Consider the following 16201-nt stretch of genomic DNA (forward strand, 5'->3'; position numbering starts at 1 on the left):
CGCGCAGTACCCACCTCGGCGGCAGCGCATGGCTTTTGCATCGTATGCGCCCTCGGCGGCAACGCATCGGGTCTGCGCCGTGCGCGCCCTCGGCGGTTGAACAGGCCTGATGATTTTGGACATTTCAACCGGGCGCCATGACGGGCCGGCTTAGCTCAAATCGTGCAGCTCGCGCTTCAGAGCAGGGCCCAGGGCCCACTTTGAAAAGCGCACCTGCAACCCCTGGCGCTGTGGCGTGCAGCAAAAAGGGCCGACCTCATAAACGTCCGCTTCGGGGAACGGGGCGAGCCGAAGCAAGGGCCACTTCACGCCATCGGTGGAGTACTGCAGGCGCAGGACGCCATCAGCGGCGGTGACCCTGAGCCAAAAATCACGCGGATCACCGTTAAACGAGCCCGGCGCCCAGTCGGACCGGCCCTCGGTGAGCACGCTGCTGATCATCGGGTCGCCGTCGTTGAACTCGATGCCGGCCTTGATCCACGTCCGTTCATCCAGCCTGACCATGAGCCCGGCCTGATCGTAAAGCTCGCGAAAGTCGGCATTGATCCTGACCTGCGCAGTGAAGCCACCGGCTGCCTTGACGCCGAAGAAGTGCCCGCTATCGCGCACAAAACCGTAGTGGGTTTCGCGCCAGAAATCGGTCTGCAGCCTGGTGGTGACCTCAAGCGATCCGTCCGGGTGCGCGACCCAGTGATCAGGTTGATTCAGCCAGGTGAATGCGTCCCAGATGGACGCCCCGACCTGCTGAAGGGGCGGATGGCCTTGCGATTCTGCTACCACGGTAGTCTCCCTGGCTGATGGGCCTTCATTGACGTGATTGGACGTCTGGCAACGTCGTCCCGTTCCAACCGTCGCAGGCGTTATTAGCGCTCTGTGAAACGTTGTGAAGCGCCTCATAAATAACCTGTCGGCGTGCTAGCGTTTTGCCCGGAGCTTCGTCAGCGGGACGATGCCCACCTCACTGACGGAGCAGCGCCGATGTCTACCCCCATAACCCCTGCTGGAGGCTCACCAAGCAACCCGAAGTCATCGACTTCCGCGTTCGACGCCAAGCTGGACATTGCCCGGTCCAGCAAAATCGTCGCCGATTACATGCGCCAGACCGGCAAGTCCGCCATCACCCTGCAGGAACTTGCCAAGGTCGCTGACAACACATCAGGCAAGGTGCCGGCCGAAGTGTCTGATGCAGCGAAGTACCTGCAGCGCCACCCTGACGTCTTCACCTCCATCGAAACCCACGACGTGGCGGGCGTCGACAACCTGTCCGGCGTATGGAATTTCGACTGGGCGGCCAACGGCGGGCTGAAAGGCACGGCGACCGAAGCGATTGCCAGGATGCAGGACACCTTCGATCTGGCGATTGCCAAGTCGGCGCAGATCACTGAGATCACTACCGGCAAAAAGGCTGAACTGGACTCGACCAAGCAGCGGCCGAGTAACTGACTTCCAGCAAGCGCTGGTGGACGAGGCATAAAAAAAACCGGGCATTGGCCCGGGTTTTTCGTGACGCAATGCCTGATCTTATGACGTCCAGGTCTCGCCGCCCGGCCAATCCTTGGTCGGGATGTCGCTGATGGTGCCGTCTTTTACCCCGTCAATCCCGTAGCGCTCGATCGAATCACCCAACACCTGGGCGAAGTCATCGGCCTTGGCCTGCTGCTGACCTTCTTTGACCAGCCCCGGGATGATCGCCCCCAGCACCGCAACCCCAGCGCCGAGGAAACCCAGCACGCCCGCCGCCGACGCGACCGCCGGCATGAAGCGGGTGATGCCCAGCAGCGCCATGCTGCCCTCGACCGCCGAGGCCGAGCCTGCGAGCACGCCCAGCGACCCGGCCGTGATGTTGAAGCCGCCGGTCAGCGCGTCGCCGCGACGGATCGCCTGAACGCCGTCGAAGATGCTGTACGCACCCGCCGCAATGCCCGCCAGGCCACCGATGCCTTTGGCGCTCTCCTCGAAGTTCTTCGCCACCGCCTTGTAGTTCTTGCCGTCCTTGACGTTTTCCTTGGCCTTGTCCAGCAGGTCACTGGGCAGCTTGCCGTCTTGCATGTCCTTGATGGTTTTCTCGCCGTTGGCGATGGCCCCGTCCAGGTATTGCTGATACGCCTTTGACCCGCCTTCGATGAGTACCGTGGCGGTTTGCACGGAGCCGGTGGTGATGTCGACGACGTTTTTGGTGGAGAGCTTGCCGCCGTTCTGCGTCCCACGCGCGATGGTCACACCGGCCAGGAACAGTCCGCTCACAACATGCAGGGTGCCGCTGCTGTAGGCGCCTTTGGCATCACCGTTGGTGTCGAAATCCGAGAGCTTGTCCATTTTGTCCAGGGCTTTGGTGCCCTGGCGGAGCATGTCCCAGTTGCCACGGAAGCCGGCCACCACTTGGTCGGTGGTCGCAACGGTGCCGTCTTTGTTCATCATCAATTCAGGAGAGTCGCGTCGCACCTGATCAATGCGCTCGCGCAGCTTGTCTTCGTCCAGATCCGCGCCGCCGTCTTTGCCGTAAGCGGCTTTGAGGTCGTCGAAGGTCGCGCCGGTGAACGCGTTTTCCTGGACGATGCTGGAGAAGTTGTCGTTGAGCTGTTTGTCGAATTGATTAGTGAACTCCGGGTCCAGCGCGCCGTTGTACAGCGCCACTTCCAGGCTGAATGTGGCCCCGGCGGCGTCAGGCGTCTGGGTCTTCAGCAGTTCACGCAGCCGCTCGCCCGAGGCCAGCGAATCCTTGTAATACGTCTTGAAGTCCTCGTTGTGGGAAGATTTGCCCACCGCAGCCTGTATCTCGGCGTTGTCGTCGATGCCCAGCATCGACTGGTAGCTGTTGGCGGTGGCGTAGAAACTGGCCAACGCTTCTGGCTGATTGGTCTTGCCGTCTTTGGTCGCGGCGTCCCAGGCCTGGTCGAGCGCCTTGCCGGATTTGATCTCGTCCTCGTAGGTCTTGGTCACCGCATCCTTGAGGCCGGGACTTGCCTCGAACAGCGACTTGACCGACTCGTCACCCTTGGTCTTGATGAACTCGGCCGTTGGCGCATCCTTCTGCAGAATGGCGATGTGGTCGTTGATGTCCTGCAACACCTTGTCCGGCTCCCAGAACGCGCCGGACCCGTTGGCAATCGCCACCTTGCCGTAGTCATCGCCCCACATGCCGGCCTTGGCGCCGTCGACCACCAGCTTCTGCGCGCTCTGAAGATCCAGCAGCACAGCGGCCTTTTCCTCGGCGGTGTAGTTTTCGGGGTGCTCGAAGACGTCTTTGCCCAGTTTGCTGGTGTCGACGTTGTGCGTCACGTTGCCCGACACCACGCTCGACACCAGCGCGCTGAGGCCGGTGGCGTCGGCCGGTGCCGAGTTCTTCAGCCAGGTCTGAATGTCGGACTTGCTGGCCTTGCCATCGGCGCCACCGGCCAGCAGCTTGCTGGAGGTGTCGAGTATCTTGAAAGCCCCCGGCTGCGACCAGAAGTCCAGCGCGGCTTTTTCCTTGTCCGAAAGCTGAGGGTTGGCGTCTTTGTAGTCTTTGATGTTCTGCGCGGTGAGGGTGTCGCCGGCATCGGTCTTGCCGCGGATGGAGTCGTACTTTTGCTCAAGGATCGCCGCGTAACCGGCCACTTCTTTTGAACCGGCGTCGGCATCGGGCTTGGCCTTGAGAAATTCCTTGTAGCTGGCGATGTCTTCGCTGGCCTGAGCCTTGGGCAGCGACTCGAAGCCGTATTTGCCAAAGTCCTGCAAGCGCCCGGCTTCGGTGCCGTGCCTGGCTTCGCCGCTCTTGGTGAAGCCATCGACGCTGGTGTTGGCCACGTCCTTGCCGCTCAGTACTTTGCCATTTTCGTCGTAGCCAACTACCCGGTCCATGACCTGAGCCGCGCGGAAGGCAGCGTTCGGGTCGGTCTCGAAGTCCCCGACGCGTTCCTTCAATGCGTCTTTGACGCCGCTCTGGTTGCCCAGATGCTTGAGCAGCGGGTTGGCGTCGATGATGTCCTGAGCCGAGCGCTTGTCATCCTTGGGCAGTTCCCAGACGATGCCGGCGCTTTCACCTGCCTCGCGGGCCTTGGCGTCGCCACCGACGTTATTGGCGCTTTCCATCTTGCCCTTGAGGCTGTCGAAACCGTCCTTGCCGAAGTCCTGCAGGCGACCGGCCTCGGTGCCGTGTTTGGCCTGGCCACTTTTGGTGAAGCCATTGATGCGGTTGTCATCGACATCAGTGCCGGCCAGGCGCTGGCCGTTTTCGTCGTAGCGCACCACGTGGTCGAGCACCTGTTCGGCACGGAAGGCGGCGTCCGGGTCGTTCTCGAAGTCGCCAACGCGTTCCCTGAGCATGTCCTTGACGCCACTCTGGTTGCCGAGGTTTTTCAGCAGCGGGTTGTCATCGATGATCTGCTGCGCCGAGCGGTTATCGTCTTCGGGCAGTTCCCATTCGATACCGGCGTCTTTGGCTTTCGCACGGTCGACGGAATTGTCCCAGGTGGCCTGGCCTTTGCCGGCGACCTCGGTGACGACCCGGGTTATATCGAGTGACGGGATAGACATGGCAGGCTCCTGAAGTGGGTGTTCACTAGTACGTTGTCCATTACGGGTGTGGGCCGTCGAGAGCAGGGTCGCGCAACAGTCCGCGGCGCTGCTCTCAACGCTGTGCTAACGCTTGTCTTCGCCGTATTCGACGTGCAGCTCGTCATCCAGCCGGTTGCTGGACGAGCCGTCGTGTTGCGGTGTTTCGTCGAAGTGCTGCCACTCCGCGCTCTGGAAGCGAAACAGGCTGTCGTCCGGCGGGGCTTCGCGTTCGCCGTATTCGTGGAGCGAGTAGTGCAGGTACTCGACCTTGTCGCCCCAGTCGCCCTGAAGCAGGCCGTCAGCGGCCAGGTCGCGGTACCAGTCGTTTTCCTTCTCGCTGGCTTTCTGTTTCTTGTTGTGGTCCACGAAGAACCCGATGACCCCGCCGATCACCGCCAGGACCACGCCGACCAGGAAGAAAGGCCCCGTCAATGCCGCTGCCGAACCTGCTCCCACCAACGCCGCCGCGCCGAGCACGCCGGCCGATGCCCCGAAGGCGCCGGCGGCGATCTGCAGCCCGCCAGCGGCCTTGGCCAGCGGGTCACCGGATTCAATGCCGCTTTTGATGGTGAAGGCGCCCAGCACGATGTCGGCGAACCCGCCCACCACGTCGCTGGCCGGGCCGAGCACTTTGATCACCGAACCGGCGATCTTGCCCGCCTTGCCGGCGCCCAGCTTGGCACCGCCGGCGCCGGTGACAGCGTCATCGAGACGCTGGGTGATGCCGCCCTGGACTTTCTCCGCATCGGCGAAGGTGCCCGCGCCGTCGCCCAGCACCGACGAAATGTCGGGCGTGATGTCCAGCGCGCTGCTGATTTTGGTTTTCATCGCGTCGGAAAGCTTGGGATCGCGAACGTCGACCATGGTCGGGGCTTTGTCATTGCCCCAGATTTCCGGAAGCGTCTTGTCGAGCCCGAGGAAGTCGACCATGCCGCCTTTGCCGACCAGGTCGGCAATCGCGTCGCCGAGCTTGACGAAGTGGCTGCCCGCGCCCGCGAAGCTGAGGAAGTCCTTGGCGATTGCCAGCCGTTGCAACGGCGTTTCGGCCAGCTTGCCGCCGTTGCCGGCAAGCTGGTAAATGCCCGAGAACAGTGAGACGCCGGCCCCCATCGAGCCGAGTACGCCTTTGTTGTTCAGCGCATTGAAGACCTCGCCCAGCTGACCGCGATCAGCGATCGCCACATAGGGCTTGGAGAGCGCAGTTTTGATGTCCGCCTCGGAAATGCTGCCATGGGTTTTGTAGGCTTCGCCCAGCTCTGCCAGCGCTTTGCTCACCGCAGAGGATTTCTTCTTGTCGCCCAGTCCTTCTTCAAGAAACTTCTCGATGGTTTCCTGGGTGCGGCGGGGCAGGTCAAGCAACTCGCCCTTGAGCACGCTTTTCAGCAGACCGAAGAGGTCCTTGGTGGCCAGCTCCTTGTTCTCGTCGGAGACCTTGCCCGGGTCGCTGATCAGGTCGTTGAGGTCGCTGGTCAAGCCGTCGGCCTGGATGTTCTGTGCGGCTTTGGTTGCGGCGTCCGGGTCGAACAGCGACAGCGCGGTCAACGTGTCGCTCAGGTCCTGTTGCGCCTCATGGGCCTTGCCTTGTTTCTGCAGGTCCTTGAGGTAGGTTACGTAGTCCGGGTTGGCGGTCAGGTCGAGAAGCTTTTGTTTGACCGCGTCCTTGTTCGGGATGCGATTGATCGCACCGTCCATGCTGGCCTTGTAATCCGCAGTGACGCCGGGATCGGAGAACAGGGCGCTGATCCGCTCCTGCAGCTTGGGGCCGTCGATGATGTCGTGCATGTCGGCGGACGAGAGCTGGGTCTGGTGGTCGTCAAAGACTCGCCAGGTGCCGCCGAAGAAGCCGGGATCTTCTTCATAGCCGGTCAGGCCGCGGCCGTTCTGATAGGCCGCTTGCGCTTCCAGCGCGCGCACCAGCTGAGCGCGGGGGTCGTCCTTGCCGATAGAACCGTCCTGCACGCCCTTGCGGTACTTGTCGAGCAGCTCCTGGGTGGCCAGTTCGCTGACGGTCAGCTCGGGAGACTGGTCATCCTTGGGATCGGCCTTGACGCCGGTACCGAGGTTGAGCACGTCCAGCTCGGCTTCGGGAGGCAGGTTGGCCTTGGCGCGGGTGTCGTCGACACCGGTCTTGGTCCAGGCATCCCACTTGGCGACGACGTCGTCATACAGCTGCGGGCTCAGCGCCTTTGAAACGATGACCTTGCCTTCGCTGGTTTCGTAGCGGATCAAGCCGTTGCCCAGGTCGTCCGGCGAGCCGAAGGTCATGTCGACGTTTTTCAGAAAGTCGTTGGGGCCGGCCAGCTTGTAGCCTTCGGCCTCGCTGGTGTGGATCTGGCTCCAGGTCTCGTTGGCGGTGCTGGCGCTTTTGAACAACTCGGGGGTGAGGTCTTTGGAGACCACTACGCGGCTACCGTCTTGCAGTTCGTAAGTGAGGGTTTCGCCCTCCTGGCCGACGGTCCAGTAGAAGTTTTTGTAATCGTTGAGCGCTGGCGCCTGAGTGCCTTGATCGGCAAGGGTGGCACCGCCGGAAACGGCGGTGTTGATGTCGCCGGACTTGGCCGGATCGTTGATGACCTCATGCAGCGACTTCAGGTAATCGAACAACTTGGGATTGTCATCGCGTGCGACGATGACCTTGCTGCCCCCGTTGTCGTAGCGAATCAGGCCCGGACCCACTTCGTCGGCGGGCCCCACGGCGGTGCCGGCGTAGGGCGGCCAGACTTCGTTGTCGGTGGCGCGACGGTAGCCGACATGTTCGCTGGCGTTGACCGCGCTCAACGTCTTGTAAGCCTCGGACACTTGCTTGAACGCCTCCGGATTGTTCTGTTCGGCGAGGATCACGTGCTTGCCGTCCTGGGTCACATACCGAATCAGGCCCGGACCCTCCTGATCGGGCGGGCCGATAAAGCGGTAACTGCCCAGCGTGTCCGGCACCGCCGTGTCTGCCGTCCCCAGCTCGTAACCTTCGGCGAGGCTTTTGTTGATGCCCTGCAATGCCGCGCGGTCTTCGACGACCTGCTTGTACAGCGTCGGGTTGGTGGACTTGCTGACTATCACTTGCTGGCCGTCCTGGGTGACGAAGCGGACGGTGTCGGCGGCGAGGGTGCCGGGCTCCTCGATGGTTTTGTAGTCCTTGAGCGCAGGCGCCTTTTCATCGGCGGTCGCAGGTCGATACTGATCGGCCAGCCTGGCGCTGGTCTTCAGAACAGCGGCGAACAGGTTTTTCGGCACGGTGGCGAGCGGCCGCGATTTCAGCTCGGGGGTGCTATCCAAAGGGCGTGTCGGCATGCGATTGAACTCCTGCTTTTTATCGGTAGGGCACAACTAAGAGGCGGGGCACAGCGCCAGGCTGTTCACTGGCACGTCGCGCCGGCATCTATCAAAAACTGGATAAACAGTGTGCGTTGAAGTGTGAGCGGCACAGCGGTTAATTATCGGCACTCCGATATGACGTGACGATGAAGTCCGGGCAACGAGCCGACCATACATGGATATACGCGACGATTCAGCGCAACGTTCAACCGGCAAATATGAAGGGCCCCGGAACAATGGACTGACTTCAAAACAGTTCAGGCGTTGAGTGCGTTATGGTTGCGCATGAATTCGCAGGTGGGCTCACAACAAGGCTGAAACCCTAGCAGAGTGCTCCGGAAATCGGCGCGTGCTGCCGGCTTTTTCACAACAATTCACAGCGGGAGCCCATTGCGTCAGGGCTGGCGGGCCGGTCTACATGAGCACCATGGCCAACATTGTATTCGCCACAAATATGGCGCCACTCCTTTGACTGAATAACTTCATTCTAACTAACGGGGGAAAGCAGAGTTTCATCAGATTCGATCAATAACAACGGTCTCGGCCTTTGTTTACAGATACAGGCAATATGACATTGCGGCGCAATAAAGTAGCGCAGTGAATCGAATCCCGGTATTTCACAAGTTTTCACAACAACTAAAAAATGCCCCCGCCTAATATTGATTGGTGCAACGCAAGTGCTGAAGTTTATTTGTAACAATTCGGCTTTATGGTGAGGCACGCACTAAGCAAGCGCCGCAATGCGGCTGAAGACATTCCCCCATCCCTGTAAGGAGATACACAATGAGTGAAGTCCCTCCAGCAAGCTCCGGCGGCGGCGCAGATGCAGCGATCGCAAAAATGGAAGCCACGTTCAACATGGCTATCGAGAAGTCGGCAAAGATCACTGAGCTGACCACGGCCAAGAAAGCCGAGCTCGACGCGACCAAACAACGGCCTCAGAACTGACGCCGTGATGCGAGCAGCCGCCCGGCTGCTCGCATTCCATCTGCCTCATTGAGCTACACCTTTTCGGCGTCCGACTCGCCTCTTGCCTGCGCACTCGACCCGGGTAACACGGTATGACCGCCCAGATTTCCCTGACATCGCTGCCTGATCCGTCGGCACGCGTCACACCCATTCCACTGCTGAGCATCACCCACGGCCTGCACCGAGGGGTAAGCCTGGCGCTTGAAAACCCTGTTTATACGGTTGGCAGCGCTGGCGATGTTGATTTGCTCCTCAGCGACCCCGGCATTGCCGCGCGGCATCTGGCGTTGCGCTTCGCAGCAGGTCAGGTGGCTGTCGAAGCGCTTTGCGGCGACGTCATCGTCGTCGCGCGCCACGGTCAGGAGATACGCATTCCAGTGGGCAGCGGCCACCGCGCCCGACTGCCCCTTACGGTCAGGGTCGGCGCTGCCGTGCTGACCCTCAGCCCACCGCCGGCTGGCGCACGGGCTGCAGATACGGCCGCACCCATCTGGCGGAATAAAGCGCAGTGGGTTATTGCCCTTGTGCTGATGTGCCTGTGTGTCGGCGCGTTCGCCTATCGCGGACACCCGCAAGCATCGCAAGCATCGCCTGGCCTCTCGACGCCCGACGGCAACCGCACCGTGCTCGGCCTTAATGACGAGCGGAATCGTGCGAGTGCCGCTCAGGCAAAGGTCTGGCTGGAGCAACAGCTCGATACCGCCAGCCTGACGCACATCACTGTCAACGAAACCGGCGACCAGCTAAGCGTAGAGGGCCGCTACGACCCTGCGGACAAAAGCCGCTGGACGAGCGTGCAACAAGCGTTCGACGCACGGTTTGGCCAGCACGTGGTGCTGCATTCGAATGTCTCGGCGCGCACCGAGGTGGCCAAACCCCGGGTGCGCTTCCAAGCCGTTTGGCTGGGTGAACACCCTTATGTGGTCAGTGACAGCGGCAAGCGCCTGTACCCCGGCGCTGTGCTGGCGGACGACTGGACGCTGGAGCGGATCGAGAACAATCAGGTGATCCTGGCACGCGGTGCGGAAAGGTTCGCCTTCACCTTATGAGAATCGATCCACGGCCGCTGTTGCCGACTCCGTCCGACAAAACCTCGTCCGTCGAGCCTATTCAGCCCGCGAGCCAACGCCAGGGCGCGCGCTTCGACGCGGTTCTGAACAAGCGCGAAGTGCTCGCCCGGCGTGCGTTGCGCGGTGACGTCGAGCGCTCGTCCGGCACCGACGGCGTCAATCCAGAGCTGTTTTCCACCACTCGCTCGCTGGAGATTCTCGAATACGTGCTGGAGCACGTACTGCCCGGTCTCGACGCCGAGCCGCAGATCAAGCTGTTGGCGGGCGACCTGATCAGTGAAGAGATCGACCTGCGCCGCACGCTGGAGCAGCAACGCGCCGAGGTGCAGGCCTGATGCGCGCTGAACATCTGACCCGGCAAGAGCAGGATTGCGTCGACCTGCTCAAAGGCATGGGCGAACTGTACCGCCGTGGCGGGCAGTCGCAGCGCGGTCTGGTGATGCTGCTGATTGCCGTGCACCTGGCACCGAATGACCCGCACCTGCTGCGTAACCTGGCGATGGCCTTCACCGACAGCGACCAGCCCGAACGCGCCCTCGGTGCCCTTGAGCAACTGGAGCAGATGCAAGGCGTCTCGCCGGGCCTGTTGCTGTTGCGCAGTCGCGCCTTGTGGCGCACCGGTCGTACCGAAAGCGCCCGCGACTGTTTCAAGGGTTATCTCGCTGCCAGGAGGGCCGCGCAATGATCATTCTTAACCGGCTCAACGGCCTGGCGCGCATTGCCGCCCGACGCAGCGACGTCATCATCGTCGCGTTCATGCTGATGGCCATCGTGATGATGATCATCCCCTTGCCGACCTGGCTGGTGGACGTGCTGATCGGCCTCAACATCTCGTTGAGCATCCTTATTCTGATCGTTGGCTTTTACATCTCGCACTCGGTGGAATTTTCCGCGTTGCCGCCGCTGATCCTGCTCAGCACTCTGTTCCGCCTGTCGCTCTCCATCACCACCACGCGCCTGATTTTGCTGGACGGCAACGCCGGCCATATCGTCAAGGCGTTCGGCGATTTCGTGATTGCCGGGCAAGTCGTGGTCGGGTTGGTGGTGTTCCTGATTATCACGGTCGCGCAGTTCGTGGTGATCACCAAAGGCGCCGAACGGGTGGCCGAAGTGGCCGCGCGTTTCACCCTTGACGCCATGCCCGGCAAGCAGATGAGCATCGACAACGATCTGCGCAACGGCGACATCGATCAGCCGGAAGCGCGCCGCCGCCGCTCACGCCTGGAGCAGGAAAGCCAGATGTTCGGCGCCATGGACGGGGCCATGAAGTTCGTCAAGGGCGACGCCATCGCCGGGCTGGTGATCCTGGCGGTGAACCTGTTGGGCGGCATGCTGATAGGCATGCTCGAGCGCGGCATGTCCTTCGGCGACGCCGTCCACACCTACTCGCTGCTGACGGTGGGCGACGGCCTTATCGCGCAGATCCCCGCGCTGCTTATTTCAGTGGCGGCAGGCACGGTGGTGACCCGGGTCAACAACGACAACACTGACGGCAATCTGGGCACCGAGATCCTTCACCAGTTGGGCGCCAGCTACATGGCCCTCGGGCTGACCGCGCTGATCCTGCTGGGCGTCGCGTTGTTGCCAGGCTTCCCGTCGATGGTGTTCATCGGTCTGTCGATAATCTTCGGGTTTGCCGCGTTCGTCATGTACCGCCGCGGGCAGGTGCTGCCTGCCGTGTCCGTCCCTGAGGCGGTCGAAGTGCAGGCCGTTGAAGAGGAGCAGCCCGAGCCGATGCAGATGCTTGGCAAACCACTCGACAGCCGCGTGCTCCTCAGCCTGGGCGCAGGGCTGGCGCAGGCCGCCCCTCAAGTGCCGCTCGGTCAGCGAATAGAAGCGCTGTGCCACGCGATACGCGCCGACCTGGGCATCGAGGTGCCTGTACCGCAGATCTATCTGGATCCGGCCATGGCGGCCAACCGCTTTTCCATCGAACTGGAAGGCGTACCGGTGAGCGAGGGCGAGTTGCCCGGGGACTATTTGCTGTTGACCGATGATCCGCTGCACGCGCAGTTGCTTGAGGTGCCGACACTGGACGCCGAATCGCCGTTGAACCGGCGCCCGGCGCAATGGACCGAGCGGCACCACGAGGACGCGCTGCAGGGCGCCGGCATCGGCTTCATGCGGGTCGATGAAGTCCTGCGTGCGGTGCTGGAACGGGCCTTGCGCCGCTACGCAGCGGACTTCCTCGGCATTCAGGAAACCCGTGGCGTGCTTGAGCGACTGGAAAACACCTACGGCGAACTGGTCAAGGAAGTCCTGCGGATCCTGCCGTTGCAGCGGGTGGCCGAGGTGTTGCGCCTGCTGATCGCCGAGGGCGTGTCGATCCGCAATCAGCGTTCGCTGCTCGAAGCCATGGTCGAGTGGGGCGCGCGCGAACCTGACGCCCTGCGCCTGGCCGAGCAGTTGCGCGCTTCACTGGCGCGCCAGATCAGCCATCAGTTCGCCGATCACAACCGGGTGATCAGCGCCTTTGTCCTGACCCCGGGGCTGGAAGAACAATTGCGCAACTCGCTGCGCCGTCAGGAAACCACCCGCGATGCCTTCCCGGAACACCACAACCGCGCGCTGCTGGTGCAGCTGCGGCATGCGTGCGAGCGCCTGACCGAGGATCAACACGCCGTGTTGCTGGTGCACCCGGAGTTGCGTCGGGCCATGCGCCGTCTCGTCGTACGCGGCGAGCTGGAGTTGGCCGTGCTGTCGTTTCGCGAACTGGCCGGCGAATACAACCTTCAGGCGATCGGCACCATCAGCCTCAATGAAATTACCCAGCGCCGCAGTGCCAGCGGCGTTCCCATTACCTCCATGGCGAGTGCTTCATGACGCGTTACTCCGGTTTTTCTGCACAGGCGGCTGTTGGCCTTTGCCTGGCAGCTGTCACGACGTTGGTGGCGCCCGCCATCGCCTGCGCCCAGACCATCGCCAAAGGCAGCACCGGCACCCTCGACCTGGCCTCCGGTGAAGGACGCATCCTCAGCTTCAAGGCACCGGTGGATTCAGTGCTGGTGGCGGAGCCGGGCATTGCCGACCTGCAAGTGGTGTCGCCCGGTGTCATCTATGTGTTCGGCAAGGCGCCGGGCGAAACCAGCTTGATCGCACTGGGGCCGGACGGCGAACAACTGGCCAGCCTCAATCTGGCGGTGAACAGCGCGACCCAGGGCATCAGTCGCTCGTTACAGGCCCTCAACCCGGGCAGTTCGGCGCGCGTCAGCGGGGCTGGCAACCGCGTGGTGGCCAGCGGCAGCGTGAGAAGCGTGGGAGAAGCGACCGATCTGAATGCCCTGCTGGGCGCGCAGGACCAGGTTTTCAAAACGGCCATCAACGACGCCTCTTACGCGGGCTCGGCGCAGGTCAATATCCGCGTGCGCTTTGCCGAGGTCTCGCGGTCCGAGCTGTTGCGCTACGGCGTCAACTGGAACGCACTGTTCAACAACGGCACGTTTTCCTTTGGCTTGCTCACCGGCGGTGCCCTGGCCGCGGATGCCGCCAGCGGTGCGTCCAATGTGATCAGCGCCGGGTTGGCCTCCGGCAACGTGAACATCGACGCCATGCTCGAAGCACTGCAGAACAACGGCATTCTTGAAGTGCTGGCCGAACCGAACATCACCGCCATGACCGGGCAGACCGCAAGCTTCCTTGCCGGTGGCGAGGTGGCAGTACCGGTGCCGGTCAACCGCGATCTGGTCGGCATCGAATACAAGCAGTACGGCGTCTCGCTGCTGTTCAGCCCGACGGTGCTGCCGAACGATCGCATCGCCTTGCAGGTGCGGCCGGAGGTGAGCAGCCTGATGAGCACCAATACGGTCAGTGTCGGCGGTTATCAGGTGCCGTCGTTCAGGGTGCGGCGCGCCGACACGCGGGTAGAAGTCGGCAGCGGCCAGACCTTCGCCATTGCCGGTCTGTTTCAGCGCGAGAGCAGCCAGGACGTCGAGAAAGTGCCGATGCTTGGCGACATGCCGATCCTCGGCAATCTGTTTCGCTCCAAGCGGTTCCAGCGCAACGAAACCGAGCTGGTGATCCTCATCACCCCTTATCTGGTGCAGCCGGTGCGTTCGCGCACCCTGGCCACGCCGCTGGATGCGATGCCCGGCGCTGCCAAACCCGGCGCTGCGACCACGGCTTCCGCCGGGCCCCGCAACGGCGGGCTGTTCGGGTTTTACATGAAATGAAAGGGGCGGCCATCAACATGCGTGCAGGTACATCACGGCGTCCCTTCTGCATGGGGCTTGAACCGATGCGGCCGAGGCTGGCGTTGTGGCTGGCTGTATGGCCGGCGACAGCACTAAGCCTGGCCATGCTCAGCGGTTGCCAGACGCACCTGGCCCCCGCGACGTATTCGCCGGATTACCAGGCATTGACGCGGGCGGGCGGGCGGGTCGAGCTGATCCCCGTGGAATGCCTCAAGCCGTCACCCGAGTATCAGTTCGAGGCTGACGAGGGACACCGGGTACCGTTATTGCCACCGGGCTGTGCCAACAACCTGACCTTGCTGCAGATGGTCGAGCAGCGCTCGGACCTGATGCAGGGCAGGGTGAGCGGCCCGACCATGGCGGCGCCTGTCGGTCGTGCAGCGCAGGTCTACATCGACGGCTATGACCGCGAAGAACTGCGCCGCCGCGAGTCGCAGCAGCAGGCCCAAGCCGACAAGCAGGAGAACCAATGACGCCCCGATCAACCGCGCTACGCTCAGTGGCTGTCAACCAGCCCCAACGCTCGGGCCTGGGCCTGGACGTCGTTGAGGGCCTTGATGCGGCGCGCCTCGACCAGCAATTGCTGGCGATCAGCCTCGGAAATCTGGTCCAGCCGCAGGTTGCTGATGTCTTGCTCGGTGCCCGCCAACACCGTGATGAGCAACACGTTGCGCTGGTGGCCGGGCAGGGCGCGGGCCGACTCGTTGACGCTGCGAACAGTGTCCAGCGCCCGTTGCGACTCGCCGCCCAGCGCGTACGCCAGGGCCAGATTGCTGCGGATGTCCAGGTCGTTGGGCAGCTGCCGCAGGCTGTCATTGAACGCGGCCTGCGCCTCGCGGGCATGGCCCTGCAGAATCAGCGCAATGCCCAGCCGATTGAAGGCCTGGGGCTGGCCGGGTTGGGCAGCGGCCTGAGTCAACACCGTCACCGCGCGCTCCAGCTTGCCCTGGCGCAATTGCGCGGTGCCAAGCCCCAACAGCGCGTCGGCGCTGTCCGGTTTCAGTTCAAGGGCTTGTTGGTAAGCGCGCTCGGCGCCGCGGGCATCACTGAGGGTCAGGCGGGTGTCGCCGAGCTTGAGCCAGGCTTGCAACGGGGCATGGGGTTGCTGCGTGGCTTTTTCATACAGCCCGGCCGCGGTCGCCGGGTCGCCGCGCTGCTCCAGATCGGCAGCCAGGCGCATGAACCGCTCGGAACCCTCGTCGCTGGCAGAGGGCGTCGTGGTGCAGGCGGCGAGGGTGACACTGCCGAGCAAGATCAACGTGGCGGCGAAGCGACTGGGCATGGAAAAAGCTCTTTGGTCGAGAACGGCGAGACATGGGCTGCAACGGGTGGCGGACTGCAAACAGGTCACCGGCACGCCCGAATGGAGCGCCATTTTAGCGAGTTGAAAACGAATAGCGACCGTTATGTGCGTGCCCGGATCACCGCTGGCGCCCGCACGCTGGCTTGCGAAGCGGACGTGCGCCATGACTGATCGTTCACGCCTGAAAGGAATGCTCTGCTGGCTGATCGCAGCGCTGCTGGCGGTCAATGTCCACGCCGACGATTTGCCTGCCGATGCCAACCCGGACTGGTTCGCCCAGCCGTACGCCTACGTGCTCGTCGAGCAGGACGTGCGCGGCGCCCTGGAAGAATTCGGCCACAACCTGGGCCTGCTCGTGGTGATGTCGGACAAGGTCCGCGGCAAGGCCCGCAGCAGCCTGCGCGCCGAATCGGCCGGCGACTTCCTGACCCAGCTGTGCGACACCAACGGCCTGAGCTGGTACTACGACGGCAACATCCTTTACCTGAGCGGCGACGGCGAAACCGGCACCCGGCTGTTCAAGACCCCGGGGCAGAGTCCGCAGCAGCTGGAAGCGTACCTGGACAGCCTCGACGTGTACGGCAAACAAATGAGTTCAAGACCGGGCCCCGACGGCGACGAGCTGTTCGTCTCCGGGCCACCGGCCTACCTGAACATGGTTCAGCAGCACGTCGACCATCTGCAGCCGCCCGCTGCCGTTGCCGCACCCGTTGCCCGCGAGCGAGGCGTGCGGGTGTTTCGCGGCGGCGTGGTCACCACTGAGGCCGCGCACTGAGATGAGCCGTTGAAATGAACAACTTCACTGATTCACCCCACCCGAA

The 16201-nt window shown here is 62.8% G+C and carries 13 protein-coding genes; 9 read left to right on the forward strand and 4 right to left on the reverse strand.

What is annotated here, in order from left to right; translation table 11 throughout:
- Positions 1-150 precede the first annotated feature (150 nt).
- Positions 151-729, reverse strand: a complete 579-nt coding sequence (locus LT42_RS03840; protein ID WP_208855900.1) for a DUF1349 domain-containing protein — start codon at positions 727-729, stop codon at positions 151-153.
- A gap of 249 nt (positions 730-978) precedes the next feature.
- Here LT42_RS03840 and LT42_RS03845 point away from each other — a divergent pair, with 249 nt between their 5' ends.
- On the forward strand, positions 979-1443 hold the full coding sequence (locus LT42_RS03845; protein ID WP_037010091.1) for a hypothetical protein: 465 nt from the start codon (positions 979-981) through the stop codon (positions 1441-1443).
- Between the two features lie 78 nt (positions 1444-1521).
- Here LT42_RS03845 and LT42_RS03850 read toward each other — a convergent pair whose 3' ends face one another.
- Both LT42_RS03850 and LT42_RS03855 read right to left on the reverse strand, forming a co-directional pair.
- Positions 1522-4515, reverse strand: coding sequence for a type III effector HrpK domain-containing protein (locus LT42_RS03850; RefSeq protein ID WP_037010092.1), 2994 nt, complete (start codon positions 4513-4515; stop codon positions 1522-1524).
- A 105-nt stretch (positions 4516-4620) separates the two neighbouring features.
- Positions 4621-7824 (reverse strand): hypothetical protein, encoded by a 3204-nt coding sequence (locus LT42_RS03855; RefSeq protein ID WP_037010094.1) that lies wholly within the window; start codon positions 7822-7824, stop codon positions 4621-4623.
- A gap of 807 nt (positions 7825-8631) precedes the next feature.
- Between LT42_RS03855 and LT42_RS25990 the strand changes: the two genes are divergently transcribed.
- From LT42_RS25990 to LT42_RS03885, 7 genes are all read left to right on the forward strand, one after another.
- Positions 8632-8796, forward strand: coding sequence for a hypothetical protein (locus LT42_RS25990; RefSeq protein WP_162835389.1), 165 nt, complete (start codon positions 8632-8634; stop codon positions 8794-8796).
- Between the two features lie 113 nt (positions 8797-8909).
- Positions 8910-9866, forward strand: coding sequence for a SctD/MshK family protein (locus LT42_RS03860; RefSeq protein ID WP_037010096.1), 957 nt, complete (start codon positions 8910-8912; stop codon positions 9864-9866).
- Positions 9863-10222, forward strand: coding sequence for a hypothetical protein (locus tag LT42_RS03865; RefSeq protein WP_037010098.1), 360 nt, complete (start codon positions 9863-9865; stop codon positions 10220-10222). Before LT42_RS03860 ends, LT42_RS03865 begins: the two co-directional genes overlap by 4 nt.
- Positions 10222-10572 (forward strand): tetratricopeptide repeat protein, encoded by a 351-nt coding sequence (locus tag LT42_RS03870; protein ID WP_037010100.1) that lies wholly within the window; start codon positions 10222-10224, stop codon positions 10570-10572. The genes LT42_RS03865 and LT42_RS03870 overlap by 1 nt, the downstream gene beginning before the upstream one ends.
- The gene (sctV, locus tag LT42_RS03875) at positions 10569-12710 is read left to right on the forward strand and encodes a type III secretion system export apparatus subunit SctV (protein WP_037010102.1); all 2142 of its coding nucleotides are present in this window, start codon (positions 10569-10571) and stop codon (positions 12708-12710) included. Before LT42_RS03870 ends, sctV begins: the two co-directional genes overlap by 4 nt.
- Positions 12707-14056 carry a type II and III secretion system protein family protein gene (locus LT42_RS03880; RefSeq protein WP_081955305.1) on the forward strand — a complete coding sequence of 450 codons (1350 nt, stop codon included), beginning with the start codon at positions 12707-12709 and terminating at the stop codon, positions 14054-14056. The genes sctV and LT42_RS03880 overlap by 4 nt, the downstream gene beginning before the upstream one ends.
- A gap of 50 nt (positions 14057-14106) precedes the next feature.
- On the forward strand, positions 14107-14550 hold the full coding sequence (locus LT42_RS03885; RefSeq protein ID WP_037012910.1) for a hypothetical protein: 444 nt from the start codon (positions 14107-14109) through the stop codon (positions 14548-14550).
- A gap of 23 nt (positions 14551-14573) precedes the next feature.
- Here LT42_RS03885 and LT42_RS03890 read toward each other — a convergent pair whose 3' ends face one another.
- Positions 14574-15359: a tetratricopeptide repeat protein gene (locus tag LT42_RS03890; RefSeq protein WP_037010103.1), complete on the reverse strand. Its 786-nt coding sequence runs from the start codon at positions 15357-15359 to the stop codon at positions 14574-14576.
- A 184-nt stretch (positions 15360-15543) separates the two neighbouring features.
- On the opposite strand from LT42_RS03890, the gene LT42_RS03895 reads away from it, so the two are divergent.
- The gene (locus LT42_RS03895) at positions 15544-16155 is read left to right on the forward strand and encodes a type III secretion protein (RefSeq protein WP_420806874.1); all 612 of its coding nucleotides are present in this window, start codon (positions 15544-15546) and stop codon (positions 16153-16155) included.
- Positions 16156-16201 lie beyond the last annotated feature (46 nt).

It is taken from the genome of Pseudomonas lutea (assembly GCF_000759445.1).
In the GTDB taxonomy this organism is placed as follows: domain Bacteria; phylum Pseudomonadota; class Gammaproteobacteria; order Pseudomonadales; family Pseudomonadaceae; genus Aquipseudomonas; species Aquipseudomonas lutea.

Coding starts and splice junctions, on each gene's coding strand:
- sctV (WP_037010102.1), top strand. CDS start 10,569: ATGATCATTCTTAACCGGCTCAACGGCCTGGCGCGCATTGCCGCCCGA.
- LT42_RS03860 (WP_037010096.1), top strand. CDS start 8,910: ATGACCGCCCAGATTTCCCTGACATCGCTGCCTGATCCGTCGGCACGC.
- LT42_RS03890 (WP_037010103.1), bottom strand. CDS start 15,359: ATGCCCAGTCGCTTCGCCGCCACGTTGATCTTGCTCGGCAGTGTCACC.
- LT42_RS03850 (WP_037010092.1), bottom strand. CDS start 4,515: ATGTCTATCCCGTCACTCGATATAACCCGGGTCGTCACCGAGGTCGCC.
- LT42_RS25990 (WP_162835389.1), top strand. CDS start 8,632: ATGAGTGAAGTCCCTCCAGCAAGCTCCGGCGGCGGCGCAGATGCAGCG.
- LT42_RS03865 (WP_037010098.1), top strand. CDS start 9,863: ATGAGAATCGATCCACGGCCGCTGTTGCCGACTCCGTCCGACAAAACC.
- LT42_RS03855 (WP_037010094.1), bottom strand. CDS start 7,824: ATGCCGACACGCCCTTTGGATAGCACCCCCGAGCTGAAATCGCGGCCG.
- LT42_RS03870 (WP_037010100.1), top strand. CDS start 10,222: ATGCGCGCTGAACATCTGACCCGGCAAGAGCAGGATTGCGTCGACCTG.
- LT42_RS03880 (WP_081955305.1), top strand. CDS start 12,707: ATGACGCGTTACTCCGGTTTTTCTGCACAGGCGGCTGTTGGCCTTTGC.
- LT42_RS03895 (WP_420806874.1), top strand. CDS start 15,544: ATGACTGATCGTTCACGCCTGAAAGGAATGCTCTGCTGGCTGATCGCA.
- LT42_RS03885 (WP_037012910.1), top strand. CDS start 14,107: ATGGGGCTTGAACCGATGCGGCCGAGGCTGGCGTTGTGGCTGGCTGTA.
- LT42_RS03845 (WP_037010091.1), top strand. CDS start 979: ATGTCTACCCCCATAACCCCTGCTGGAGGCTCACCAAGCAACCCGAAG.